This is a genomic window from Brevibacterium marinum (genome assembly GCF_011927955.1).
Lineage (GTDB): Bacteria > Actinomycetota > Actinomycetes > Actinomycetales > Brevibacteriaceae > Brevibacterium > Brevibacterium marinum.
The window spans coordinates 2,676,676-2,702,963 of the sequence record NZ_JAATJN010000001.1 but is presented as its reverse complement, the minus strand read 5'-3'; the positions used below and the strand labels follow the sequence as shown (position 1 = coordinate 2,702,963).

22 protein-coding genes are annotated in these 26,288 nt (G+C 64.0%); 12 read left to right on the top strand and 10 right to left on the bottom strand.

The genetic code is table 11. The annotated features are described in order from the left end of the window. The 3 genes from BKA07_RS11970 to BKA07_RS11960 form a co-directional block, all read right to left on the bottom strand. Positions 1-705 (bottom strand): leucyl/phenylalanyl-tRNA--protein transferase, encoded by a 705-nt coding sequence (locus BKA07_RS11970; RefSeq protein ID WP_167951083.1) that lies wholly within the window; start codon positions 703-705, stop codon positions 1-3. Positions 706-741: 36 nt separating this feature from the next. After that, a complete protein-coding gene (locus BKA07_RS11965; RefSeq protein ID WP_101618722.1) occupies positions 742-1,095 on the bottom strand; it encodes a HesB/IscA family protein in 354 nt (117 codons plus the stop codon). A gap of 95 nt (positions 1,096-1,190) precedes the next feature. After that, positions 1,191-2,564, bottom strand: a complete 1,374-nt coding sequence (locus tag BKA07_RS11960) for a dipeptidase (protein ID WP_167951082.1) — start codon at positions 2,562-2,564, stop codon at positions 1,191-1,193. 77 nt (positions 2,565-2,641) lie between these two features. Here BKA07_RS11960 and BKA07_RS11955 point away from each other — a divergent pair, with 77 nt between their 5' ends. Beyond that, positions 2,642-3,202: a DUF3043 domain-containing protein gene (locus BKA07_RS11955; protein WP_342449047.1), complete on the top strand. Its 561-nt coding sequence runs from the start codon at positions 2,642-2,644 to the stop codon at positions 3,200-3,202. A 28-nt stretch (positions 3,203-3,230) separates the two neighbouring features. On the opposite strand, the gene BKA07_RS11950 is transcribed toward BKA07_RS11955, so the two are convergent. Continuing rightward, positions 3,231-4,325: a quinone-dependent dihydroorotate dehydrogenase gene (locus tag BKA07_RS11950; RefSeq protein WP_167951080.1), complete on the bottom strand. Its 1,095-nt coding sequence runs from the start codon at positions 4,323-4,325 to the stop codon at positions 3,231-3,233. Positions 4,326-4,488: 163 nt separating this feature from the next. Here BKA07_RS11950 and BKA07_RS11945 point away from each other — a divergent pair, with 163 nt between their 5' ends. The 3 genes from BKA07_RS11945 to sucB all read left to right on the top strand — a co-directional run bounded on the left by BKA07_RS11945 (position 4,489) and on the right by sucB (position 9,472). After that, the gene (locus tag BKA07_RS11945) at positions 4,489-5,982 is read left to right on the top strand and encodes a leucyl aminopeptidase (RefSeq protein ID WP_167951079.1); all 1,494 of its coding nucleotides are present in this window, start codon (positions 4,489-4,491) and stop codon (positions 5,980-5,982) included. 152 nt (positions 5,983-6,134) lie between these two features. Then, positions 6,135-7,523 carry a dihydrolipoyl dehydrogenase gene (gene lpdA, locus BKA07_RS11940; protein ID WP_167951078.1) on the top strand — a complete coding sequence of 463 codons (1,389 nt, stop codon included), beginning with the start codon at positions 6,135-6,137 and terminating at the stop codon, positions 7,521-7,523. A 20-nt stretch (positions 7,524-7,543) separates the two neighbouring features. Continuing rightward, positions 7,544-9,472, top strand: coding sequence for a 2-oxoglutarate dehydrogenase, E2 component, dihydrolipoamide succinyltransferase (gene sucB, locus BKA07_RS11935; RefSeq protein ID WP_167951077.1), 1,929 nt, complete (start codon positions 7,544-7,546; stop codon positions 9,470-9,472). Between the two features lie 92 nt (positions 9,473-9,564). Here sucB and BKA07_RS11930 read toward each other — a convergent pair whose 3' ends face one another. Beyond that, positions 9,565-11,019 (bottom strand): hypothetical protein, encoded by a 1,455-nt coding sequence (locus BKA07_RS11930; RefSeq protein ID WP_167951076.1) that lies wholly within the window; start codon positions 11,017-11,019, stop codon positions 9,565-9,567. Positions 11,020-11,197: 178 nt separating this feature from the next. Here BKA07_RS11930 and lipB point away from each other — a divergent pair, with 178 nt between their 5' ends. Genes lipB through BKA07_RS11915 form a run of 3 tightly spaced genes read left to right on the top strand, consistent with a single transcriptional unit; the run spans position 11,198 to position 13,686 of the window. Then, complete coding sequence (lipB, locus tag BKA07_RS11925; RefSeq protein WP_167951075.1) at positions 11,198-11,836, top strand: lipoyl(octanoyl) transferase LipB; 639 nt, start codon at positions 11,198-11,200, stop codon at positions 11,834-11,836. A gap of 10 nt (positions 11,837-11,846) precedes the next feature. Continuing rightward, on the top strand, positions 11,847-12,899 hold the full coding sequence (lipA, locus tag BKA07_RS11920) for a lipoyl synthase (RefSeq protein WP_167951074.1): 1,053 nt from the start codon (positions 11,847-11,849) through the stop codon (positions 12,897-12,899). A 55-nt stretch (positions 12,900-12,954) separates the two neighbouring features. Beyond that, positions 12,955-13,686, top strand: a complete 732-nt coding sequence (locus tag BKA07_RS11915) for a DUF4191 domain-containing protein (RefSeq protein WP_167951073.1) — start codon at positions 12,955-12,957, stop codon at positions 13,684-13,686. A 193-nt stretch (positions 13,687-13,879) separates the two neighbouring features. Here BKA07_RS11915 and BKA07_RS11910 read toward each other — a convergent pair whose 3' ends face one another. Further along, the gene (locus BKA07_RS11910; protein WP_167951072.1) at positions 13,880-14,320 is read right to left on the bottom strand and encodes an RDD family protein; all 441 of its coding nucleotides are present in this window, start codon (positions 14,318-14,320) and stop codon (positions 13,880-13,882) included. A 143-nt stretch (positions 14,321-14,463) separates the two neighbouring features. Between BKA07_RS11910 and glnA (BKA07_RS11905) the strand changes: the two genes are divergently transcribed. Together glnA (BKA07_RS11905) and BKA07_RS11900 are read left to right on the top strand one after the other, a co-directional pair. Beyond that, positions 14,464-15,888 (top strand): type I glutamate--ammonia ligase, encoded by a 1,425-nt coding sequence (glnA, locus tag BKA07_RS11905; RefSeq protein ID WP_167951071.1) that lies wholly within the window; start codon positions 14,464-14,466, stop codon positions 15,886-15,888. Positions 15,889-16,043: 155 nt separating this feature from the next. Further along, positions 16,044-17,513 (top strand): mycothione reductase, encoded by a 1,470-nt coding sequence (locus BKA07_RS11900; protein WP_167951070.1) that lies wholly within the window; start codon positions 16,044-16,046, stop codon positions 17,511-17,513. Between the two features lie 44 nt (positions 17,514-17,557). Here BKA07_RS11900 and BKA07_RS11895 read toward each other — a convergent pair whose 3' ends face one another. From BKA07_RS11895 to BKA07_RS11885, 3 genes are read right to left on the bottom strand one after another with little or no spacing between them, the layout of a single operon-like run. Then, positions 17,558-20,599 (bottom strand): bifunctional [glutamine synthetase] adenylyltransferase/[glutamine synthetase]-adenylyl-L-tyrosine phosphorylase, encoded by a 3,042-nt coding sequence (locus tag BKA07_RS11895; RefSeq protein ID WP_167951069.1) that lies wholly within the window; start codon positions 20,597-20,599, stop codon positions 17,558-17,560. Positions 20,600-20,603: 4 nt separating this feature from the next. After that, a complete protein-coding gene (gene glnA, locus BKA07_RS11890) occupies positions 20,604-21,962 on the bottom strand; it encodes a type I glutamate--ammonia ligase (RefSeq protein WP_167951068.1) in 1,359 nt (452 codons plus the stop codon). Positions 21,963-21,965: 3 nt separating this feature from the next. Then, positions 21,966-22,169 (bottom strand): hypothetical protein, encoded by a 204-nt coding sequence (locus BKA07_RS11885; protein ID WP_167951067.1) that lies wholly within the window; start codon positions 22,167-22,169, stop codon positions 21,966-21,968. Between the two features lie 316 nt (positions 22,170-22,485). Here BKA07_RS11885 and ald point away from each other — a divergent pair, with 316 nt between their 5' ends. Beyond that, a complete protein-coding gene (gene ald, locus BKA07_RS11880; RefSeq protein ID WP_167951066.1) occupies positions 22,486-23,604 on the top strand; it encodes an alanine dehydrogenase in 1,119 nt (372 codons plus the stop codon). Between the two features lie 38 nt (positions 23,605-23,642). On the opposite strand, the gene BKA07_RS11875 is transcribed toward ald, so the two are convergent. After that, positions 23,643-24,368, bottom strand: a complete 726-nt coding sequence (locus tag BKA07_RS11875) for a FadR/GntR family transcriptional regulator (protein ID WP_167951065.1) — start codon at positions 24,366-24,368, stop codon at positions 23,643-23,645. Between the two features lie 161 nt (positions 24,369-24,529). Here BKA07_RS11875 and map point away from each other — a divergent pair, with 161 nt between their 5' ends. Together map and ppgK are read left to right on the top strand one after the other, a co-directional pair. Next, positions 24,530-25,438: a type I methionyl aminopeptidase gene (gene map, locus BKA07_RS11870; RefSeq protein WP_167951064.1), complete on the top strand. Its 909-nt coding sequence runs from the start codon at positions 24,530-24,532 to the stop codon at positions 25,436-25,438. Position 25,439: 1 nt separating this feature from the next. Further along, the gene (gene ppgK / locus BKA07_RS11865) at positions 25,440-26,273 is read left to right on the top strand and encodes a polyphosphate--glucose phosphotransferase (RefSeq protein WP_167951063.1); all 834 of its coding nucleotides are present in this window, start codon (positions 25,440-25,442) and stop codon (positions 26,271-26,273) included. The last annotated feature ends 15 nt before the right edge of the window (positions 26,274-26,288 follow it).

Here is a 26,288-nt window from a genome sequence, read left to right as displayed (position 1 = left end):
TCATTTGTTGAGAAATACCTGACAATGATCGCCGCGGAGAGCGGAATCAAGCCGGGCAGCGTACTCGAGACCACTGATCTCCGACACGCCGAGACTGGCCAGATGTGAGGTCTGCCACTGTGTGTCGATCAGCCAGTCCGGGGCCTCCTGCCGAGCGTCTGCCGAGGTGGGATCACTCGAACCGATCGGCGTCGCAGCCCGAGTGGTGGTGTTCGCCGGTGGAGGGTCGTCGAAGAGCGAGACGAGGTGGACGAGTGCCGCCTTCGACGCGTCTCTCTGATTGTGGAACATCGACTCACCCGCGAAGAGCGATCCCATGGCGACCCCGTAGAGCCCTCCGACGAGGTCGCCCTGTGATCGGACTTCCACCGAATGCGCCCAACCGTCTGCGTGAAGTCCGAGATAGAGCCCGATCATGTCCTCGGTGATCCAGCTGCCTGGCCTGCTGGGGTCCGCGCAGGCGCGAATGACCTGCTCGAAATCCGTGTCGATGCTGTAGTCGAAGCGGCGCATCGATTTGCGCAGACTCTTGGTGACTCTGATATCGCCCGGCAGCAGGACACCGCGTCGTCGAGGTGCCCACCAACCCATTCGTCCGGTGCCACCGCTGCCGATGCCCATCGGGAACAGTCCGGCCCGATACGAAGAGAGGACCTGGGGCTGCGTGGCCGTGTACGACACAGCACGCAGATCCTCCAGGTCCATCTCAGTGACTTTCAGGTCTGTTTCAGCGGGCGGACTTCAGTGGAACGAGTCGCCGCACGCGCAGGATCCACCGGCGTTCGGGTTGTCGATCGTGAAGCCCTGCTTTTCGATGGTGTCGGCGAAGTCGATGGTCGATCCGCCGAGGTAGGGCACGCTCATCCGGTCGACGATGACCTCGACGCCATCGAAGTCGCGCACTGCGTCACCGTCGAGCTGACGTTCGTCGAAGTACAGCTGGTAGATGAGACCGGAGCAGCCGCCGGGCTGCACGGCCACACGCAGACGCAGGTCATCACGGCCCTCCTGCTGCAGCAGGCTGCGCACCTTGTCCGCCGCCGTGCTGGACAGTTCGACCTCGTGCGTGGCCATCGCTTCGTTCGTCACAGTCATGGTTACTCCTTAATACGGTCCTGCCTCAAGGCTACACCGCCGACAACAGCAGATGGGCTGAACCTATTCCCGATCGGCTCTTACGAGTCCGAGAATCAGGCGCCGGCCAGGCTCTGCAGCAGCAGTGCTTCCGCGACGATCGCAGACTTGAAGTCGGGCAGGTAGAGCGATTCATTCGCACTGTGCGCCCTCGCGTCAGGGTCCTCGACCCCGGTGACCAGGATCGAAGCCTGTGGGAAGACTTCCAACAGGTCGGCGATGAATGGAATCGAGCCGCCGATGCCCATGGTCACCGACTCCTGCCCCCACGCGTCGGTGAGGGCACGACGTGCCGTCTGAACGACAGGATCGTCCATATCGGCTTGCCACGGGCTGCCGCCCTCGGTGTCGCCGATGCTCAGGGTGGCGCCGAACGGCAGATTCTTCCGCAGATGCTCTTCGACGGCTTCGACGGCATCGTCCGGTGTGTCCCCGGGAGCGAGGCGGATCGACAGCTTCGCCCTCAGACTCGACTGGAGGGTGTTCGAGGACACGTCGACGTCCGGGATGTCGAGCCCGATCATTGTGATCGAGGGCTGTGTCCACAGGCGGGAGGCCAACGATCCCGAACCGATGAGCGCGGTCGAATCGAGAACGCCGGAGTCGGAGCGGATCGTCGTCTCGTCGTAGTCGATCTCACTGTCCGACCGTGATTGCAGGCCGCTGACGGCCACGGATCCGTTCTCGTCGTGGAGGCTGCTCAACACCCGAGTCATCGCGAGCATCGCATCGGGCACGATGCCGCCGTACATCCCGGAGTGCACCGCGTGATCGAGTGTCGAGACCTCGAATTCGACGGCGCACATGCCGCGCAGGCTCGTAGTCAGCGCCGGAGTGCCGGCCGCCCAGTTGCCCGAATCGGCGACAACGATGACGTCGGCGGCCAGCCTGTCCCGGTAGGTGTCGAGGAAGTTGCGGAAGCTCGGGCTGCCGGCCTCCTCCTCGCCCTCGATGAAGAGCGTCACGCCCACGCCGAGGCGGTCGCTCAGGAGGCGCAGTGCGGTGAGGTGGACCATGATGCCGGCTTTGTCATCGGCGGCGCCGCGCCCGAACAGGCGGTCGTCCGACCGCGTCGCCACGAAGGGTTCCGTGTTCCAGTCCTCGGGGCGGCCGGGTGGCTGCACATCATGGTGGGCGTAGAGGAGCACCGTGGGAGCTCCCCTGGGTGCGGGAACCGAGGCGACCACGGCCGGGTAGCCGTCGGTGCCGTCCTCCTGCGCTGCGGTGAGGATGTCGACGTCGAGTCCGAGGTCGCGGGCGAAGCCGGCAACTGCCTCGGCGCTGGCACGGACATTCGCCGGATCGAAGCTGGGCCAAGCGACCGAGGGGATCGCGACCAACTCGGTCAGGTGCTCGACGACCTCGTCGAAAATGGTGTCGAGTTCGGTATGCAGTTGTGCACTGTCAAGTGCTGAAGTCGATTCGCTCATTCTCCAAAGGTAGTATTCATTAGGTGTTCGGAAGCAAGAAATCTCATGAGGATGCACAATCCTCCGACAATCAGCCGGTGAACGACGACGATTCACGTCCCGACGCTGCCTCGCAGCGCGAGGCGGAACAGAAGAAAGGACGGCCGACGCCCAAACGCAGCCAACAGGAATCGGTGCGCAGACGACCACTGGTGTCGAAGGATCGCAAGGTCGCGAACCAGAAGGCCAAGGAACAGACGCGCAAGGACCGCGACCGTGCCCGCATCGGCATGATGAACGGCGAGGAGCAGTACCTCACCCGACGGGACAAGGGGCCGCAGCGCCGCTACGTCCGCAACTACATCGATGCCCGGTTCTCGATCGGTGAGCTCTTCATCCCGGCCGCGATCCTGATCCTCGTCGTCGCCTTCACCCAGTCGGTGCAGATCCAGCAGTACTTCACCTTTGCGGTCTGGGGCCTGCTCGCCTTGGTCATCCTCGACGGAATCATCGTCAACTACATCCTCAAGGGGCGGCTCAGGGCCAAGTTCGGAAGCGTCGAACGGGGTCTGGCGTTCTACGCGATCATGCGCAGCATCCAGATCCGCCCGTTGCGCATGCCGAAGCCACAGGTCAAACGGCGCCAGTACCCGGAGTGAACTCGCGCCGAGTCAGCGCCGAGTCGGCTCAGCGCCGAGTCAGCAGAGACCTCGCGCGGCCGGTCCGGATGATGCGCCCGGGCCAGAACGGTCCGGAGTAGATCATCTCCGAATAGGCTTGAACCAGATCAGCGCCCGCCGCAAGTCGGGCGCTGATGTCGTTGGGCTCGCAGATTCCGCCGACCGAGATGATGCTGAGCTCCTCGCCGATGGTGGCCTTGACCAGGCGAAGGACTTCGAGTGAACGCTCGGCCAGGGGGCGACCCGAGATGCCTCCGGCCTGGCTGCGGGCGAATTCCGCCTCACTGCCGGTCAACACGTTCCGGTCGATCGTGGTGTTGGTGGTGATGAGGCCGTCGACTCCCGAGCTCACCGCCAAGTTGCAGATCCCGATGACGTCGTCGTCATTGAGGTCTGGAGCGATCTTGACCAGCAGCGGCACATGCCCGAGCGTGGAACGCGGACTGGGAACCACCTCGGCGGCGGCAGCGCGCACGGCCTCGATGATGGGGGCCAGACTCGACACGGACTGCAGATCACGCAGACCGGGCGTATTCGGCGAGCTGACATTGATGACGAGATAATCGGCCAGAGGCGCGAGGAATCGTGCCGAGCTCGCATAGTCCTCGACGGCATCGGCCGCATCGACGACCTTGGTCTTGCCGATGTTGATCCCGACGATCGGTCGCTGCGACTCCGTCAACGAGGTCAGAGACTTCCGCTGCCCGTCGATGTTGAAGGCGGCCTGGCGTGCGCCCTGGTTGTTGAACCCCATTCGATTGAGCAGCGCGACATTGTCTCGGAGGCGAAACAGCCGCGGTCGGTCGTTTCCCGGCTGAGCGTGAGCGGTGATCGTCCCGACCTCGATGTGCCCGAAGCCCATCGCAGACAGGGCCCGAATCCCCTCCCCGTTCTTGTCGAAACCGGCGGCGAGGCCGAGCCGGTTCGGAAACCGCAGTCCGAGCACATCCACCTCATCGCGTGTGCCGCGGGCGAACACCAGGCGGAGCAGTCGTCCCAGTCCGGGGATCGCATCGAGGATTCTCAGCGCCGTGAACGACAGATGATGTGCCCGTTCGGCGTCCATGGGGGCAAAAACGAGTCTGAAGATAAGTGAGTACACAGCATCAAGAATATGTCAGCTCGGAGCATGACCGGTGGACGGGGCAGTGTGATGACCTCGGGAATTCATGTCCCATCGCACCGGTCAATCGCGAACGTTTATCCATCGCCCCTGAAATGGCATTAGGATCGATTCAACGTTCAAAGACGATGAAAGGGAATATATGCCCAGCAGTGCATCCACGCCCACAGGCTACGCTTCGACCTCACCCGTGAAAGCCACCGCTTCCGTTCTGGTGTTGGGCGTCTCCGAGGGCAAGGTCCTCGGCCTTGACACCGCGAAAGCCGCTCGCGCCGCACTCGACGATGTGGCCGACGCCATCGGATTCACCGGGAAGGCCGGATCCACGGCGCGTGTCGGCGCCCCGAAGGGCTTCTCGGCCAAGAGTATCCTCCTGGTCGGCCTCGGATCGTTCGACCCCACGCCGCACGGCACCGAAGAGGCGGCCCAGACACATGAGGTCCTGCGCCGGGCAGCCGGCAGCGCCCTGCGCGCCCTCGACGGTGTGGACACGATCGCTGTGGCCCTGCCCGCGACCAGCGCCGAGGCTGTCGAAGCCGTCACCGTCGGTGCCGGACTGGGTGCCTACCGCTTCGTCGAATACCGCAGTCAGGACGAGGACACGGTGCCCGGAGCGGTGACCGTCCTCGGACCCAAGGGCAAGGCGCACTCGAAGGCACACGCGACCGGTGCGGTCATCGCATCCGCGACGAACCGTGCCCGCGACCTCGTCAACACTCCACCACTCGACCTGTATCCGGAGTCATTCGCGCAGCGCGTGAAGGAGCAGGGCAAGGAGCGCAGGCTCAAGGTCACCGTCCTCGGCGAGAAGGAACTGCAGTCCGGCGGATACGGTGGCATCATCGGCGTCGGTCAGGGCTCCACCCGCGGGCCCCGTCTGGTCAAGGTCGAATACAGCCCCAAGGGCGCCGACCGCCACGTCAGCCTCGTCGGCAAGGGAATCACCTTCGACTCCGGCGGCATCTCGCTGAAGCCGGCGGCAAGCATGGAGGACATGAAGTCCGACATGGCAGGAGCAGCGGCAGTGGTCCAGTCGCTGTTCGCAATCGCTGACCTGGGTCTGCCGGTGCGGGCAACGGCATGGCTGCCGCTGGCCGAGAACATGCCGGGTTCATCGGCGCAGAGGCCCAGCGATGTGCTGCACATGCGCAGCGGCAAGACGGTCGAAGTCACGAACACCGACGCCGAGGGTCGCTTGGTCCTCGCGGATGCGCTGGCGGACGCAGATGCGGAGAACCCCGACCTGCTCATCGATGTCGCCACCCTGACAGGAGCGCAGGTTGTGGCCTTGGGTAATCGCACTTCCGGAGTGATGGGTGCTGAGACAGCACGCAGCCTCGTCACCGCCTCGGCGACGGAGGCCGGAGAAGAGATGTGGGCGATGCCCATTCCCGAGGAGATGCTCTCCGGCTTCGACTCGAACGCCGCAGACCTCAAGAACTCCGGTCCCCGTCCCGGCGGCATGCTCGCAGCGGGAGCGTTCCTGCGGGAGTTCGTCAGTGACGACGCCAACTGGGCGCACATCGACATCGCGGGGCCAAGCTTCAACACCGGCTCCGCCTTCGGGTATACACAGGTGGCCGCGACCGGAGCGGCCGTCCGGACATTGATCCAAGCAGCGAAGCAGGTGAACTGACACCCCAATTTCTACACGCTGTCGATGTGGACGTGATCATCCACACCTGTGTCCAAACAGACAGTGTGTGCTTTCGCCCCTGGCGAGAAAAGTGGAAAGATAGAAGGAAAGCTGCGTACGGCAGGCTTATTCACAGCTACGAGGAGTAATCCGTGAGTGACTCATTGACCTACGACCTTGTCGTCCTGGGTGGCGGAACCGGCGGCTATGCCGCGGCTCTGCGCGCTGCAGAGCTCGACATGAAGGTTGCTTTGATCGAACGCGACAAGGTTGGCGGCACATGCTTGCACCGCGGTTGTGTTCCCACGAAGGCGCTGCTGCATGCCGCAGAGGTTGCCGATGCTGCGAAGGACTCGGGGACCTTCGGCATCGACGTCGAGTTCAAAGGCATCGACATCGAGAAGGTCCTCGACTACAAGAACAATGTGATCTCCCGTAACTACAAGGGCCTGCAGGGTTTGGTCAAGGCTCGCGGGATCGACACCTACTTCGGCACCGGCAAGCTCGCCGGCAAGGACACGGTCGAGGTCGAGGGCGAAGACGGCACGCACAGCGTCACCGGCACCAACGTCCTCCTATCGACCGGTTCGACGTCGAAGATGATCGGCCTCGACGTCACCGACCGGGTCATCACGAGCACCGAGGCTCTTGAGCTCGACAAGGTGCCAGGCTCCGCGATCGTCCTCGGCGGCGGTGTGATCGGTGTCGAGTTCGCCAGCGTGTGGTCGTCATTCGGTGCCGAGGTCACCATCGTCGAGGGGCTCAAGCACCTCGTGGCCAACGAGGACGAAACGATCTCGAAGAACCTGGAACGGGCGTTCAAGAAGCGCAAGATCGGCTTCAAGCTCGGCACCATGTTCAAGGGTGTCGAGGAGACCGCTGACGGAGTCAAGGTCACACTCGAAGACGGTTCGGTCCTCGAAGCCGAGTACCTCCTCGTCGCCGTCGGCCGCGGCCCGGTCACTGACGGGCTCGGCTTCGAAGAACAGGGCATCCCGATGGATCGGGGATTCGTCCTCGCCAACGAGCGCCTGCACACCGGTGTCGGAAACATCTACGCCTGCGGCGACATCGTTCCCGGACTGCAGCTGGCCCATCGGGCCTTCGGCCAGGGGATCTTCATCGCAGAAGAGATCGCAGGACTCAATCCGGCTCCCGTCCTGGAGTCCGGCATCCCACGCGTGACCTACTGCGAACCCGAGATCTTCTCGGTCGGACTCTCGGCCACGCAGGCTGAAGAACAGTACGGAGCCGACAACGTCGAATCCCTCGAATACAACCTGGGTGGAAACGGCAAGTCCGTCATTCTCAACACCAGTGGCCTGATCAAGGTCATTCGAGAGAAGGAAGGACCCGTCGTCGGCGTCCACGGCATCGGCGCTCGACTGAGCGAACAGGCCGGTGAAGCCCAACTGATCGTCAACTGGGAGGCCTTCCCAGAGGAAGTTGCGCAACTCATTCACGCTCACCCGACGCAGAATGAAGCAATCGGCGAGGCCCACCTGGCTCTCGCCGGCAAACCCCTGCACTTCCACTCTTAAGATCCGAGGAGACGAAAGACATGTCGAATTCCGTGCAGATGCCGGCTCTCGGTGAGTCGGTGACCGAAGGAACAGTCACTCGCTGGCTGAAATCCGTCGGCGAAGAAATCGAAGTAGACGAGCCCTTGCTCGAGGTGTCGACCGATAAGGTCGACACGGAGATCCCCAGCCCCTACGCGGGTGTGCTGGAGAAGATTCTGGCCGACGAAGACGATGTCGTCGAAGTCGGTGGAGATCTGGCCTACGTCGGCGACGGCAGCGGGTCCGATTCTGCAGACTCCGATTCTGCAGACTCCGATTCTGCGGACACCGGTGACGACCAAGCCGCCGCCGAAGAAGAGCCCTCCGAGGCGGCTGAGGAAGCCGAGCCCGCAGCGGCCGAGGAAACCGAGGAGGCATCCTCGGGCTCCGCAGATGATTCAACGTCCGAAGCACCGGCCACGTCGGGTTCCGAGGGAGAAGGCACAGAGATCACGATGCCCGCTCTCGGCGAGTCCGTGACCGAGGGCACCGTCACCCGCTGGCTCAAGGACGTCGGCGAAGAGGTCGAGGTCGACGAGCCTCTCCTCGAGGTCTCAACCGATAAGGTCGACACCGAGGTGCCCTCCCCCGTGGCCGGCACCGTGCAGGCCCATCTGGCCGAAGAAGACGATACCGTCGAGGTCGGCGAACCGCTTGCACGCGTCGGCTCCGGGGCGCCTGCCTCTTCCGATTCGGGATCGTCCGATTCAGCGCCGGCCGAAGAGGCAGCGTCCGAACAGCCAGAGGAAGAAGAGGCTGCGACCGAAGAGGCACCGGCCGAAGAAGCTACGTCCGAAGAGGCACCGGCCGAAGGAGCCCCGGTCGGGGGTCAGCCCGAGGCTGGAGCCGAATCGGCGCAGGCCGAGGCCGAAGCTCAGGCCGAACCCTCGAAGCAGGACACCGCCGCCCCGGAGGCTCCGAAGTCTTCCGAGACGAAGCCCGAGAGCTCCGGATCGTCGAACGCGGCGGCAGACACCGTCGGTGAGAACGCCGCGTACGTGACTCCGCTGGTGCGCCGTCTGGCGCGCGAGGAGGGCGTCGACCTCTCCACGATCACCGGCACCGGTGTGGGTGGCCGCATCCGCAAGCAGGATGTTGTGGCGGCCGCCTCCAACCGCGGAGCGGATTCGTCCGGCTCCGCAGCTCCTGCCACCGGTGGGTCGAAGGCGCCGTTCAAGCTCGAGATCCCCGAGGAGGCCGCCAAGCTTCGCGGCACGACCGAGAAGGCTTCGCGCATCCGGCAGACCATTGCCAAGCGGATGACCGAGTCCCTCGAAGTGTCGGCCCAGCTGACTCAGGTGATCGAGGTCGACATGTCCCGAGTGGTGAAACTGCGCAAGGCCAACAAGGAGGCCTTCCAGTCCAAGCACGGTTCGAAACTGACCTACCTGCCGTTCTTCGGAAAGGCGATCGTCGAGGCGCTCAAGCAGCACCCGAAGGTCAACGCACAGTACGATTTGGACTCTCAGGAGATCACGTACTTCGATCGTGAGCACCTGGCCGTCGCGGTGGACACACCGCGGGGTCTCCTCGTGCCCGTGATCAAGGACGCCGGTGACCTGAGCATCGCCGAGCTGTCGAAGTCCATCGACGATGTCGCAGATCGGACCCGCAACAATAAGATCATGCCCGATGAGCTCTCCGGCGGAACGTTCACCATCACCAACATCGGTTCGGTGGGTGCTCTGTTCGACACCCCGATCATCAACCAGCCGCAGATGGGCATTCTGGGCACGGGCACGATCGTGCGTCGTCCCATCGTGGTCAAGACCGAGGACGGCGAGGAATCCATCGCCATCCGCGATATGGTCTACCTCCCACTGACCTACAACCATCAGCTGGTCGACGGTGCCGATGCGGGGCGGTTCCTGCAGACGATCAAGGCGCGCTTGGAGGAGGGCAACTTCGAGGCGGACCTCGACCTCTGAGTCATAGGTCTGACGTCTTGGTCGGGAGCCCACAGGCTCAGCGGCGCACGCGGGGCCGGTCACTGTTGTGGCCGGCCCCGCGTGCGTCTCGTTCAGCCGTCGATCTCCGTGACCTCGAGGATCTTCCAGGCTGCGGCGTCGCGGCCCAGCTCGAACTGCACGCTCTTGGGAGCGAACTGCGATTCCTCACCGCCGACGGTGGCGCTTCGAGACATCTGAGCGTCGATGAGGATGCGACGGTCGGTGAGCTCCCGGACCTTCGCCTCGTCGACGTGGATCGAGTACTCGATGCCGACGAACGACCGCAGGTCGAGGAGCTCGTCCGCGGCGGCGGCCGAGGAGTCGGGAACGGTGAGTTTCTTCAGTTCCTGTCCGTCACCGTCACTCAGCGCCGCCGATCGTCTTTGGCACAGATCCTCCAACAGGGCCACAGCCTCCTCGTCCGTCATGGCCACCTGGCTCCTCTGCTCCGTGTCCACCGACGCCGCCGGTTCCGAACTCCACGCACGAACCATCACCGCACCTCCCAGCAGTGTCAGGCACACTGCGACAAGGACACCCACACGCAATCCGGTCATCGACTTCCGAGGCCGGCCCTTCGACGAGGAATGACGGTGGAGCAGATCCCTCCCCCGAGCCCCCAGCGCCCGTGCCATGGTCACGGCCCGTGAGATGCCGGGCTCGCGCGCAGCGTCGCGGCTGCGGTGCCTGCGGGCCCCGCGACGACTGGCCTCCCGCAGTCGGCTTGGTTCACCGGACCGCTCCCCCGGCTTCGAGCCTGCCTCCGCATTCGCATGTTTCTCCAAGCCCACAGGTGTCCCCGGTTCGGCCTGTGTCCCCGGTCCCTCGCCTGGTCCCCGCTTCCCGGTCGCGCCCGGATCAGCTGCTCGCAGGCGTGCTGTCAAGGCCTGGCCCGGATCCAGGTCGCGCTCGGCAGGCAGCAGCGGAAGGACATTCGGTGCTCCGGTCGCGCGAAGGGACACCGATACCTCGGCGACGGTCGTCTGCAGGGGTGAGTCGTCATCGGTGTCATCGAGCAGCTGCGCCACAAGGCTCCGCAGCGGCCGGGAACACTGTGGCAGCGCCAGATCAACGGGCAACAGGCTCTCCGCCCACGGTCGGCCGTGGGCCGCGTGGTACATCATCTCCCCGAGTGCAGAACGCGTCGAGGATGCGAGCCTCCGCCTGATGCCCGGGATGAGTCGGGGTCGCCCGTCAGCTGTGAGACCGATGCCATCGAGACAGAGGCGGGACGCGGCGTCAGAGCTGTTGAGCAGCTCGTCGAAGATCCCGAGGAACAGGGTGGTCAACTCGCCTTCCATCAGGCCCTGATACGAACGCACGGAATCGAGGATGAGTCCGCCGGGAAACGGCCTGACCAATAGGAGGGACCTTCGGCCACTTGGAAGATCGACATCGACTTCGCCGAGAGCTTCCGGATGGTCGGCATCAAAACCGTCATGGACGACTCCCCACAGTGTCTCGCCCTGTCCGCCGGTGAGCCGATGAATGTGATCCGAGACGGTCGCTTGGAATTGCCACATCATTCTTTGTCATCTCCATTGATGAAAACAACTGCATCTTCGATGCGTTTCGATAGTGTTTGTGTGTGTTTAATAGTGCTAGATGCGTCACTCCAAGTCAATGGTCTCAGGCGTGTGAAAGGTGTCGAGGGTCATCCGCGATGAAATTGAACCCCCGCCACAAGAGTCATAGTCTGGAGGCATGCCTCTGGTCACAGAAACGCTGGGTTTCGCACCGGTCTTCTCGGACTACCTGCGAACCTGGGACTTGCAGAAGAGATATCACGAAGAAGTGCACGCCGGGAGTCGTCGCTCGACGATCCTCCTGCTCGAACACCCGCCGGTGTACACCGCTGGAAAACGCACTGAGGACCATGAGCGGCCCACCGACGGCACCGAAGTCGTCGATGTCGACCGCGGGGGGAAGATCACCTGGCACGGCCCCGGACAACTGGTCGCCTACCTCGTGTACAGACTCAACGACCCCAAAGAGGTCAGACTGTTCGTGTCGCAGCTCGAAGATTCGATGATCGAGCTTCTCGCGGAATACGACATCGATGCCACCACCATCGAAGGACGGGCCGGAGTGTGGGTACTCGGTGACGGTACCCTCCGCGATCGGAAGATCGGAGCGATCGGGATCCGCATCCACGAAGGGGTGACCATGCACGGTCTCGCGCTGAACTGCAGCAACGACCTCGGTGCCTATGAATCCATCATCGCCTGCGGGATCGCAGACGCCGACACCACGACCATGAGTGCAGAACTCGGTCGGAACGTGACACCTGAGGATGTCGCGAACCGTCTCGACGAGATTCTGCACGACCGCATCACAGCCTAGGAGAGTTGACGTGACCATAGCGCCAGAAGGCCGCCGCATGCTCCGTGTCGAGGCACGGAACTCAGAGACCCCTATCGAGGACAAGCCCGCCTGGATCAAGGCGAAAGCCCATATCGGCCCCGAATACACCTCGCTGAAGTCACTCGTTCGCAAGCAGGAGCTGCACACGGTCTGTGAGGAAGCCGGCTGCCCCAACATCTTCGAATGTTGGGAAGACCGCGAGGCCACGTTCCTCATCGGCGGCGAACAGTGCACGAGACGGTGTGACTTCTGCCAGATCGACACCGGCAAGCCTGCTGACTTCGATGCCGACGAGCCGCGACGCGTTGCTGCCTCGGTCGCCGAGATGGGCCTGCGCTACTCGACGATCACCGGTGTGGCACGTGATGACCTCGACGACGGCGGTGCATGGCTGTATGCGGAGACCGTGCGTCAGATCCACGACCTCAACTACGCCGACGGCAGCGGCACAGGGGTCGAACTCCTCATCCCCGACTTCAATGCCGAACCCGATCAGCTGGCCGAGGTCTTCTCCTCTCGTCCGGAGGTGCTGGCCCACAATGTCGAGACGGTCCCTCGGATCTTCAAACGCATCCGCCCGGCCTTCCGCTACGAGCGCTCCCTGTCCGTGCTCACCCAGGCGCGTGACGCCGGACTGATCACGAAGTCGAACCTGATGCTGGGCATGGGCGAGACGAATGAGGAGGTCATCGCAACATTGCAGGACCTCCACGACGCCGGGTGCGACCTCATCACGATCAACCAGTACATGCGCCCCTCCCCCCGGCACCATCCCGTCACCCGGTGGGTCAAACCGGCCGATTTCGTGATGCTGCGCGACGCAGCGGAGGAGATCGGCTTCCTCGGCGTCATGTCGGGCCCGCTGGTGCGCTCGTCCTACCGTGCCGGACGCCTGTGGGCAACGGCCACGCGTCACCGTGGGGACGAGATTCCCGCCCATCTCACCCACCTTGACAAGCACACACCCGCCAAGCAGGAGGCTCAGGCCGTTGTGGATACCTTCGGCCCCGGCGAAGAGGTAGACTTGAGTGCTGAGCAATGAGAGCGTTCGGGGCCCGGCCTCAACGCCGTGACGCCATTCAAGAGCAAGTGAGAGCATGAGCGAAGAACCGCGCAAGGGACTATTCCGCCGGAAGCCCAAGGACCCGAACAAGAAACCGGGTCGCCTGGCGCAGATGAAACAGGTCTACGAGCTGTCGGCCAAGCACAACAAGGCGACGCCTTGGCTGCTGGCCGCGGCAGTCCTCGGCTGCACGATTCTGGGACTGTTGGCCGGGCTTCTGTTCGGCGGAGCGGTCTTCACAACGATCCTCGGCTTCATGGTCGGTCTGCTGCTGGGCATGTTCATGCTCGGTCGCTTCGCCGAAACCGCTGCCTTCGCCCAGATGGACGGACAGCCCGGAGCCTTCGGCGCTGTGCTCAACACGGCTCGGCGCGGCTACCTCATGGACGATCAGCCCATTGCGGTCGACCCGAAGAGCCGTGACCTCGTCTTCCGCTCGACCGGTCGCTCCGGCGTCGTCCTGCTCAGCGAGGGCCCGAAGGGACGCAGCGCGAAGCTGCTGGCCAAGGAGAAGAAGCGCCACGAGCGCATTCTGCCCAATGTGCCTGTTCACACCTTCCAGGGGGGCAAAGAGGACGGTCAGCTGACGATGAAGCAGGTCGTCCCCTCCGTACAGAAGCTTCCTCGCAAGCTCAACAAGGCCGAGGTGCTTGCCGTCCGCAACCGTCTGGCGGCGCTGGGAACACAGAGTACGCGTCCCCCGATCCCGAAAGGCATCGATCCGAACAAGGCTCGACCGAACCACAAGGCCATGCGCGGCCGCTGATACGCCGGCTGCTTCTCCGGCGTGTCCTGGCAATGGGGCAGCCTGGTCTTCAGCTCGCGACTCAGAAGCGGAGGGCACCGACTCGTGTGAGTCGGTGCCCTCCCCTGTTTCGGGCCGGCGCTGCTTGCGGTCATCGGAAGATCACCGCGCTGCCGCAGCCTGACAGCGTCGTAACGCGCCAGGGCCGACTCTCTCACCGTCTGAGGATGACGGTGCCGGCAGCGAGATCGTGCAGACCGCGGTTGTCGCGATCGAAGATGAGCGCAGGGATGACGAGGATGACCAGGAGCGTGCGGATGAGCGATTTCAGCAGACCCGGCACGTGACCGTCGAGGCGTCGGACTTCGATACCGACGATCCGGTGGCCGACCGAGTATCCGAGAGTGGCCACGAGAAGCACGTGCTCCAAAGCGAAGATGCCCGGAGCCAAGAACGGGTTCGAAGAGCCGATGAGGTTCGCGATCGCCAAGCACATGAACCAATCGACCACGAGCCCCAGCAGCCTGCGCCAAGCGGGTGCCAGCGAATGCGAACCGGACTCGGGCAGGCCCAACCGCCTTCCGGGCCAGTCGCCGTCTTCTCTGTCGATCCGGGGCCCCTCGAGCCAGGAGCCGAGGTCATCACGATTTATCACGGTTCCAGTCTAGCGAAGACGAACCTGGACGACCCCTCAGGAAACATGCCCGAAACATGGACGACATCATCACTTCACGTGCTTGCAACTAAGATTGGCAGTGGTCAAGACAAACGGCCACCATAACCTAACTAGGAGACTAAGTGTTCTCGTCTGCTGAAGAACTCGTCAACTACATCTCGGAGAACGACGTCAGATTCGTCGACGTTCGCTTCTGCGACCTTCCCGGTGTCGTACAGCATTTCAACCTTCCAGCGGCCTCGTACGGCACGGAAGAGATCACCGAAGGTCTGCTCTTCGACGGTTCCTCAATCACAGGCTTCCAAGGCATCCACGAATCGGACATGAAGCTGCTCGCGGACGTCTCATCGGCCTACATCGACCCCTACCGGGCGGCCAAGACACTGGTCGTGACCCACTCGATCGTCGACCCATTCACCGATGAGCCCTATTCTCGGGATCCCCGTCAGGTCGCGGCGAAGGCCGAATCGTACCTCGAAAGCACCGGCATCGCCGACACCGTCAACTTCGGAGCCGAGGCGGAGTTCTACCTCTTCGATTCGATCCGGTACGAGAACACACCGGGCAGCAGCTTCTACAAGATCGACTCCGAGGAGGCCGCCTGGAACATGGGCGAGGACGAGCCCGGCGGCAACCTGGGCTATAAGACGCCCTTCAAGGGCGGATACTTCCCGGTCTCGCCCCAGGACAAGTTCGCCGACATCCGCGACCAGATGTCGCTGACCCTCGAACAGATCGGCTTCGAGATGGAGCGCGCCCACCACGAGGTCGGCACCGCGGGCCAGCAGGAGATCAACTACAAGTTCAAGACTCTCCAGCACGCAGGCGATCAGCTCCTCGACTTCAAATACGTGATCAAGAACACGGCGTACGAACTCGGCAAGTCGGCCACCTTCATGCCGAAGCCGCTCTTCGACGACAACGGTTCAGGCATGCACTGCCACCAGTCACTGTGGAAGAACGGCGAACCGCTGTTCTACGACGAGAACGGCTACGGAGGCCTGTCCGACCTCGCCCGCTGGTACATCGGCGGCCTCATCGAACACGCCGGCGCCGTACTCGCCTTCACCAACCCGACGATCAACTCCTACCGTCGCCTGGTGCCCGGCTACGAAGCTCCGGTCAATCTCGTCTACTCGGCCCGCAACCGCTCGGCCGCGATTCGGATCCCCGTGACCGGTTCGTCGCCGAAGGCCAAACGCCTCGAGTTCCGGGTCCCCGACCCCTCGAGCAACCCGTACCTGGCCTTCTCGGCGCAGCTGATGGCCGGTCTCGACGGCATCCGGAACCGGATCGAGCCGCCTGAACCGATCGACAAGGACCTCTACGAACTGCCTCCCGAGGACGCAAAAGACATCAAGCTGGTTCCCAGCTCGCTCGATGAGGCCCTCGTCGAACTCGAGAAGGACCATGACTTCCTCACCGCGGGCGATGTGTTCACCACCGATCTGATCGAGACCTGGATTCGGATCAAGCGCGAGAACGAGATCGAGGTTGCTCGCCTCCGTCCCACGCCGACGGAGTTCGAGCTCTACTACGCACTCTGAGGCGCAACCTCGGATATCACACACTGCAGCTGCAGGGAATACGGCGAGGGCGTCATGGGGTTTCACCCGTGGCGCCCTTCGCAGCTTCCGTTCCGGACGGATTCCCCGGGCCGCCCACGGCTCAACCACGGCAACGACACAAACAGGGATGGACAATGACGCATTTCGATCTCCTCCTGATCGGCACAGGTTCGGGGAACATGTTCCTCGACGACAGATTCTCCGGCCTCAAGGTCGCCATCGCAGAGGAATGGCACTTCGGGGGCACATGCCTCAATGTGGGATGCATCCCGACGAAGATGTTCGTCTATCCCGCCATGCTCGCCGAACATGCCGCGGACGCCGGCCGCTACAACCTGTCGACGGACTTCCACGGCGTCGACTGGCCGGCCCTGCAGAAGCGAATCTTCGACCGCGTCGACGCCATCGAAGCCGGAGGTCGGGACTACCGCAGCGGTGACCGCCAGCCCCATGTCACCGTTCTGCCCGAACACGTCCACTTCACCGGGCAGAAGACGGTGAGCACGGCCTCGGGTGAGCAGATCACGAGCGATCGAATCGTCATCGCCGCCGGGGCCTCCCCGGTCATTCCCGAAGCTGAGGGCCTCGATCCGCAGTTGATCGACACGGACGGCTATCCGGTATTCACCTCGAACTCGATCATGCGCATGCCTCGTCTGCCCGAACGGTTGGTCATCATCGGTTCCGGCATCATCGCCATGGAGTTCGCGCACGTGTTCGCGGGCTTCGGCACCGAGGTGACTGTCATCGCCCGTGGCCCTCGGCTGCTCGGCAGCATCGACGAGGAGGTCTCGGACGAGTTCACCGAGCTCTTCGAACGCTCCCATCGGGTCCACCGCGGCGCCGAGGTCTCCTCCTACCGCTTCACCGGTGACCGGGTGACGGTGACGCTGAAGGCCAGCGGTCGCCTCGGCGATGTCGACCTTCCGCCCGAACTCGATGCGGACGCCGTCCTCATCGCCACCGGACGGACACCGAACACCTCGAGTCTGCATGCGTCGATCGCCGGGTTCGACGTCCTCGATGACTCACGTCTGCGCGTCGATGCCCAGCAGAGGGTGCTCTCCGACGGCGAACCGGTTCCCGGCGTGTTCGCACTCGGCGACATCAGCTCCCCGCACCAGCTCAAACACGTCGCCAATCACGAGGCGAACGTCGTCGGCGACAATCTTGCCGTCGATGTGGCGGCCGGAGAACCGGGAAGCGGCGCCGAGGCGGACCTGACCGCGGTCAATCACGATGCGGTGCCGGGTGCGGTATTCACATCACCCCAGGTCGCCTACGTCGGCATGACCGAACGCGAGGCCAGGGACGCCGGCCACGAGGTGACGGTGAAGGTGCAGAAGTACTCCGACGTCGCCTACGGGTGGGCGATGGCCGATGACCCGGGCATCGTGAAGATCATCGCCGACAGACGATCGCGCCGGATCTTGGGTGCTCACATCGTCGGTCATGAAGCGTCGATGATCGTTCAGCCCCTCATTCAGGCGATGGCGTTCGGTCAAGCCGCGGATGAGATGGCTGCACGTCAGTACTGGATCCATCCAGCACTGCCCGAGGTCATCGAGAATGCCCTCCTCGGCCTCGAGTTCGATGCGCACTGACCAGTTCTCGGCCACACAGCCGACCGAAAGCGCGCACTGCAGGCTCAGAAGCCGTAGAAGTGATGCTCCATGATATTGCGTGCGTGTCGGGTGACGCGCAGGTAGTCGTCTTCGAGTTCGTGTCCGCCGCCTTCCGGATATCCCAGCAGCCGGGCGGTGGCTTCGAGTTCTGAGTGCTCCTCGGGCAGGGACTGCGCCGTGCGCCCGCGGTAGAGCATGACTGCTGAGCGGACATCGGTCGCCAGCTGCCATGCCGCCGCAAGTTCCTCCGCGTCGTCTTCCGGAATGAGGCCCGCCTCGGTGGCCGCCCGCAGCGCGACGAGCGTCGAAGTCGTTCGCAGGGCGGCGATGCGGTGGGCGTGCTGGAGCTGCATGAGCTGCACCGTCCACTCGACGTCGGACAGGCTGCCCCGTCCGAGCTTGAGATGTCGGCGTTTGTCCGCGTTGCGGGGCAGTCGTTCATCTTCCATCCGCGCTTTGAGCGTGCGCACCTGCGTCAGAGACTTCGTCGGCATCTCGACCGGGTACCGCAGAGGATCGATGAGCTCGGTGAAGTCGTCGATGAGGCCCGAGTCGCCTGCCACCGGTCGGGCCCTCAGCAGCGCCTGGGCCTCCCAGGGCTGGGACCACTTTGCGTAGTAGGCCCGGTAGGACGACAGCGCGCGAACCAGCGGCCCGTTCTTGCCCTCCGGACGGAGATCCGGGTCGAGATCGACGCCCTGGGACGCGTCGCTGGCCTTGAGCCTGCTCGTCAGACTGAGCGCGACCTTGTTCACGTGTTTGCTCAGTTTCGCCTTGTCGTCGACCCCCAGCTCCTCACCGACATGACGGTAGACGAAGGTGACATCGGCGTCGGAGAAGTAGCCGATCTCGTTGCCGCCCCAGCGTCCCATCGCGATGATCGCGAACTCATAGGGCGGTGTCTCGGGTTGGTCGAGGTCGATCCGAACGGCCTGCAGAGCGCTGCTGACGGTCAGATCCATCAGCGCGGACAGGTCGCCGGGGATCTCCGCCCGGTCGCCGACGTCGAGGACGTCGCGCAGGGCGATGCGCAGCAGCTCGCGGCTGTAGGTCTCGCGGATCGGGGCGATCGCGGCCTCGCCGTGCCGTTTGAGCAGTCCACCGACCTCGGCTTCGCGGGTCTTCGGGTCGCGGGCGGTGAGGTTGTCGAAGTCGTCCAGCCACGCCACGGCCGCCGGTTGGCGCAGCAGCAGCTCGCTCGCATAGCCGGACAGCGAGAGGACCTCGGCAACCGACTTCGCTGCCAGACCGGAATCGCGCAGCATCTTGAGGAACCACCCCGAGCTCGACAGCGAGTCGGTGAGTCGCCGGAAGGCCAGGAGCGCGGCGTCGGGACTGACCCCGTCGGAGAACCAGTCCAGCAGGGCCGGCAGCACCTGTTTGATCACCAGTGCGGTGCGCGACATGCCCGAGGTCAGCGCCTTGATGTGCCCCAGAGCGCCCTGCGGGTCGCGGTAGCCGAAAGCCTGGAGGCGATCGGCGGCCGCCTGCAGGCTGCTGCCCCGGTTGTGGGCGTCGACGACGGCGCCATGAACTCCGACCGCCGCGTCGAGGATGGGGCGGTAGAAGATCTGATCGTGCAGGTGGGTGACCTGTTTCGCATAGTCACGCCGCGTCTCCTCCAACCGAGCGCCGGTCCGAGAGCCGGAAGTGAACACCGAGCGGGCGAGGATACGCAGCTTCTCATCGTCATCGGGGATAAGCGCGTTTCGCAGCATCCGCGGTATCTGCACCCGGTGCTCGACGACGCGCATGAAGCGGTAGGCCGAGGAGAAGACGAAGGCGTCCTCCTTCCCGATGTAACCGTGGTCGCCCAGCTCCTCCAGAGCGATGAGGGTGTTGGGGGTCCGGATCTCCTCGTCGGTGCGTCCGTGCACGAGCTGAAGCAGCTGGGCGGAGAACTCCACATCGCGCAGACCGCCGCGACCCAATTTGATCTGCCGGGGCGCCTCGGCCGCTGGAATCAGGTCGACGACGCGACGCCGCATCGACCGGATGCCGTCGATGAATCCCTGTCGGCTGGCCGCCTCCCACACGAGCGGCAGCAGCGTCTCCACGAACTCTTCGCCGACACCGACGTCCCCGGCCACCGGGCGTGCCTTGAGGAGGGCCTGGAACTCCCAGTTCTTCGCGATGTCGGCGTAGTAGTGGGTGAACTCGGACATCGTGCGCACGAGTGCTCCGGCCTTGCCCTCGGGGCGCAATGCGGTGTCAACCTCCCACAGGGCAGGTTCCGCTCCGGCGTCGGAGAGGATGCTGCGCATCCGTTGGGCGATCTCCGTAGCCAGGTCGCGCTGCTCATCGCTCGTTGCCGAGTCGAGTACGAAGACCACATCCACGTCGGAGACGTAGTTGAGTTCGCGTGCGCCGGTCTTGCCCAGGGCGATGACGGCGATACGGACCCTGCCTTCGGGGTCGAGCTCTCCCCTGGCGATGGTCAGTGCCGCATCCATCGCGGCGGCGGCCAGGTCGGAGAGCACGGCCATGACGTGATCGACGATCTCCTCGGGCGCCTCGGCGACGAGATCATCGGCGACCAACCGCAGCTGTGCATCACGATAGGTTCGACGCAGATCCTTGACCGCTTCCTCGCCGAGGTGGTCCGCCGTGGGCGCCGGATCGCCCGGATCCGCGCCCACACTTGCCAGCAGATCGTTGCGCAGCGAGGCCGCGGAGGCCGCGGGCGTCGAGATCATGAGGAACGGCGACTTCTCCACCAGCTGCGGCAAGGATTCGGGATGGCGCACGAGGTGGTCGACCATCGCCTCGGTGGTCCCCATGACGGCGAGGACGCGACGCAGCAGAGCACGGTCGAGATCATCCTCGGCAAGCTCCTCGGAAACCCCTGAGCGCACGGCCTCGAGGAACTGCGGGGCCGCGTCTCCCGCGGCCTCGAGGACGCGCAGCAGACCGAGCGCTGCCGCGTGCGGATCCGGTGTGGCCTCGAGGAGATCGATGAATCGCGAATCGGTGGCCAAGGGCTGGCCGAGGAGCTCGTTGATCTCGTCGAGGAAGCGGGCCGCCGATTCGGATACGGCGGAGGTGCGCGAAGTGATCCGGGCCATGACGCTACATCGACGTGAAGTGTTTGCTGAGTTCGAACGGGGTGACCTGAGCGCGGTAGTCGTTCCATTCCCGGCGTTTGTTGCGCAGGAAGAAGTCGAAGACCTCTTCGCCCAGCGTCTCCGCGACCAGGTCGGACTGCTCCATGATCTCGAGAGCGTGCGACAGGCTCGTCGGCAGCGCCTGGATCCCCATGGCCCTTCGTTCGGTGTCCGAAAGCTGCCACACGTTGTCCTCGGCCTCTTCGGGCAGCTCGTAGCCCTCTTCGATGCCCTTCAGCCCCGCTGCGAGCATGAGCGCATAGGACAGGTACGGATTCGCAGAGGAGTCGAGAGCCCGGTATTCGATGCGCGCCGAGGAGGACTTCCCCGAATTGTACTGAGGCACGCGCACGAGGGCCGAGCGATTGCGGTGACCCCACGAGATGTAGGACGGAGCCTCATGACCGGTCCACAGACGCTTATACGAATTCACGTGCTGGTTCGTCACCGCTGTCAGCTCCGCGGCATGAGTGAGCAGACCGGCGATGAATTGCCTGCCCGTCTTCGACAGCTGGTACATCGCACCGGGTTCGAAGAAGGCGTTGTTCTCACCTTCGAAGAGCGAGACGTGGGTGTGCATTCCGCTGCCCGGGTGGTCGTTGAGCGGTTTGGGCATGAACGACGCGTAGACCCCCTGCGAGATCGCGACCTCTTTGATCACGGATCTGAATGTCATGATGTTGTCGGCCATCGTCAGTGCGTCGGCGTAGCGCAGATCGATCTCGTTCTGCCCGGGACCCGCCTCGTGGTGGGAGAATTCCACCGACAGGCCCATGGCTTCGAGCATCGTCACCGCCGAACGCCGGAAGTCATTGGCGGTGCCGCCGTTGACGTGGTCGAAGTAGCCGGCCGTGTCGACGGGAATGGGCTTCGTGCCTTCGAGGATGCCGGTTCCCGGGTCGAGGTTGTCCGTCTTGAACAGGTAGAACTCGATCTCAGGATGAACGTAGAAGGAGAAGCCCTTCTCCGCGGCCTTCGCCAGCGTACGTTTGAGGACGTTGCGCGGATCGGCCTGCGCCGGTTCGCCCCCGGGCACGTTGATATCGCAGAACATTCTCCCGGTCGGCTCCTTCTCCCCGCGCCACGGCAGCAGGGAGAAGGTCGAGGGATCCGGTTTGAGGACCATATCGGCCTCGTAGACGCGCGAGAGACCCTCGACCGAGGAACCGTCGAAGCCGATGCCTTCGGAGAAGGCTCCCTCGAGTTCGGCGGGGACGACTGCGACCGATTTCAGCCCGCCCAGGACATCGGTGAACCACAGGCGGATGAATCTGACCTCACGATCTTCGACGGTGCGAAGAACGAACTCTTCCTGACGCGACATTCCTCAGCCGTTCCACTTCTTGTCGTCCTCGTCCCATTCCTCGTTGCGGGCCTTGGCCCGTTCGAGGGCGGCGCGAGCCACCTCCTCCGTCTCATAGGGGCCCATGCGATGATCCGCATCGCTGACCAGACCACGCTCGACCGTGTTGGTCTTGAGATTGAAGTAGTACTTCGAATCGGCGTCGTCGATATCCTCGAACAGTCCCATGTCGAACCCTCCATCGCGGGTGTGGTGAATTCCTGACGGATTTCAGCTTACCGGTTCTGCCTGTCAGCAGCATCGATGCCTCCCCTGCGAGGACCCGTTCATCATAAAGTGAGACGATTCTGCACCAAATGAGGACAAAATATGGCGATTTCGTGTTCAACCTGTTCTCATTCCACGGATTCCGCAATCGACGTCACGGATCCGGGCGGTAAAGGTTTGCCCTCCAGACCTTCAACGGAATAGAGTGAGCTGTATCCTCAGCCACACTTCGATCTGGCTGGAACTGCCCACGGGGCAAAATGAGAGAAGGAAAGCTATGCGCATTTCAGTGCCCACAGAGGTCAAGAACAACGAGTTCCGCGTCGCCATCACCGCTGCCGGTGTCCACGAGCTCGTCGCCCACGGACATGACGTCACCGTTCAGGCGGGTGCGGGCCAGGGATCATTCATCACCGATGATGAGTACACCGAGGCCGGCGCCACCATCGCCCCCGACGCCGAGTCGACCTGGACCGCCGGCGACATGGTCCTCAAGGTCAAGGAGCCCATTGCCCAGGAGTACGGTTTCCTGCGCAAGGACCTCATCCTGTTCACCTATCTCCACCTCGCCGCCGATGAGGCCCTGACCCAGGCGCTCATGCAGGCCGGCACCACCGCCATCGCCTATGAGACCGTCCAGCCCGACGGCGGCGGTCTGCCGCTGCTGGCACCGATGAGCGAGATCGCCGGTCGCCTCTCGACACAGGTCGGGGCCCACAGCCTGCTCAAGGCCTCGGGCGGACGCGGCATCCTCCTCTCCGGCGTCCCGGGCGTCGAACGCGCCGACGTCGTCGTCATCGGTGCCGGCGTCGCCGGCACCAATGCCGCTCGCATGGCACTGGGGCTGGGGGCCGACGTCGAGGTCATCGACATCAACATCCCCCGCCTGCGCCAGATCGATGAGACCTTCGCCGGTGCGATCGCGACGAAGGTCTCGAACAAATACGAGATCACGAAGTCCCTGGCCTCTGCCGACCTGGTCATCGGTTCGGTCCTCATTCCAGGAAAGAAGGCTCCGAAGCTCGTCACCGATGAAATGGTCGCCGGTATGAAGCCGGGCTCGGTCCTCGTCGACATCGCCATCGACCAGGGCGGCTGCTTCGAGAACTCGCATCCGACGACCCACGACGATCCCACGTTCGCCGTCCACAACTCGATCTACTACTGCGTGGCCAATATGCCCGGTGCTGTGCCGAACACGGCGACGGCGGCCCTGACGAACGCGACTCTGCCGTTCGCGGTCACGATCGCCAACCGGGGCTGGCATGCCGCCCTGTCGAAGGATTCGGGCTTGGCTCGGGGACTCAACATCCACAACGGCCACGTCACCAACGACAATGTCGCCGAGGCGTTCGGTTTCGAGTCCGTCTCCGTCGAGCATGCCCTCGCGAACTGACATTGCCCACGCGCACCTCGGTCATGGGGTGGGGCATCTCAGTCATGCGGCGGCATCGTCGTCGACCGGAAGTGCTCCTCGCAGAGGCGGCCGGCCGCCTCTGCGTCACGAGTCGCGATCGCGTCGACGATGGCCGCATGGTCGGCCACCGCATGGTCGAACAGCTCAGGTGAGAAGGGATCATGGCGGAAACCGGCGTTGATCCTCGTATCGATGTCGACGGCCATGCGGACGAGCTCGGGGTTGTGCCCGGCTCGCGCGATCGCGAAGTGGAACTGCGCGTCGGCCGTTCTGGCCACTGAGGCCTCGGCGCGTTCGGAGTATCTCTGCGCCAGCTCTCGCAGTCCGGCCAGCTCCTCTTCGGTCCGTCGCAGAGCGGCGGTCGCGGCCAGACTGTTCTGGAAGATCGCCCGGGCATCGAGGAGGTTCATGCGTTCGGCATGGAATTCGCCGATCCGACCGGCCACGGGTGCCAGTGCGGTCGCCTCCGCATTCGATACGAATGTGCCGCCTCCTCGACCGCGGCGTCGTTCGACGACGCCGAGACGCTCGAGTCGCAGCAGCGCAGCACGCACACTGGAGCGCGAGACCTGCAGGTCGGCGGCAAGAGCCCGTTCACCCGGCAGAAGAGTGCCCACGGGCAGGGCACCCACGGCAATGCCTGAGAGGATGTGGTCGGCGATCTGCTGCGGTGCACTCGTCAGACTCACCACATCGCTGAGACCGGAGAATTCGGGGCCGGTCGAGCCGGTCTGCTCGTTCATCACTCCCCATCTCGGTTCAGCGCACCCATCGGTGACGGTTTCACAGTGGCGCGAAGACGTTCGTCCTCTCGAGTCTAGTCGTCTCCCGGCAAGTCGGGCGCACCGACAGGCACTGCCATTGTGGAATATCTGCGTCCATCCGCTCTAGAATCGAAGTCACCATGACTGATACCCCTCACCTGCTCACGCCCGGAACCGTCTCCCCCGAATTGCCTGTCCCCCACACCATTGCCAGACCCGAGTACGTCGGTCGCGCGGATCCGGACGAAGGTCGTGGCAGCAACTTCTATTCCGACGAGGAGGTCGAACAGGTCCGGACTGCCGGCCGGATCGCGGCGAACGCGCTGGCCGCCGTCGGCGACATGATCGAACCCGGGGTCACCACCGACGCGATCGACAGGGTCGCCCACGAGTACATGTGCGATCACGGGGCATACCCGTCGACCCTGGGCTACCGCGGCTTTCCGAAGTCGGTGTGCACCTCCCTCAACGAAGTCATCTGCCACGGCATCCCCGACTCGACGGTGATCGCCGACGGTGACATCGTCAACGTCGACATCACCGCCTTCATCGGAGGCATGCACGGTGACACGAACTACACGTTCTTCGCCGGAGACGTCGACGAGGCGTCCCGACTGCTCGTCGAACGCACATGGGAGGCCACGATGCGCGGGGTCAAAGCGGTCAAGCCGGGACGTGAGATCAACGTCATCGGGCGCGTCATCGAGAAGTACGCTAAGCGCTTCGACTACGGGGTCGTCCGCGACTACAGCGGTCACGGCGTCGGTCGCGAGTTCCACTCCGGTCTCATCGTCCCCCACTACGACGCCGCACCCGCCCACGCCGAGGTGATGGAGCCCGGGATGATCTTCACCATCGAACCGATGCTCAACCTCGGCACCGTCGACTGGGACGTCTGGGACGATTCCTGGACCGTGGTGACGAAGGACCGCAGACGCTCCGCCCAGTTCGAACACACCCTCGTCGTCACTGAGACCGGCGCCGACATCCTCACCCTCCCCGACGCCGATGCGGCCATCGCCGCGGGGCCGATGACTCGACAGGACTGATATGACCGACGAACAGCAACGGCGCTTCGCCATCGGTGTCGACGTCGGCGGAACCGGCATCAAAGCCGGTCTCGTCGACACGGAGACGGGGGACCTCGCGTTCAAACGGGTGCGGGTGCTGACCCCCGAATCGAGCACACCCCCCAAGGTCGCCGCCGCGACCGCAGAACTCATCGAGCTCCTCGCCTCCACCGCACTCGACCTCGGAGTCGTCGATGACCGATCGGCACTCGACGCACTGCCCATCGGCTGCGGGTTCCCCGGTGTCATCCGAGACGACCACGTGGAGTTCGCGGCGAACCTCGATCAGTCGTGGATCGGCTCCGACATCATCGCAAACCTCGACGAGCAGACGGGCCGTCGCTTCTTCATCATGAACGATGCGGATGCGGCCGGGCTGGCAGAGATGACCTTCGGCGCCGGTCGCAAGCATCGCAAGAAGACCGTTCTCCTGACGACTCTGGGAACCGGCATCGGCACGGCTCTCTTCACCCAAGGGCGACTGGTCCCCTACACCGAGCTGGGCCACATCGAGATGAACGGTCGCGATGCGGAGACACAAGCCGCGGAATCGGTCAAGGTCCGCGAAGGGCTGAGCTACGAGGAATGGGCCGACAGGCTGCAGCAGTACTATTCGCAGATCGAACTGCTCGTCGCCCCGGACGTGATCCTCGTGGGCGGTGGGATCTCGAAGTCCCATTCGCAGTTCCTGCACCTGATCCGGACTCGGGCCGAGATGAAGCCGGCGAAGCTTCTCAACAATGCCGGCATCGTCGGGGCGGCCATCCTGGCCGCCAACGAAGGCAAGGCCAAGGTCAAGAAGGGCTCGGCGTAGGTCCGGAGACGAACT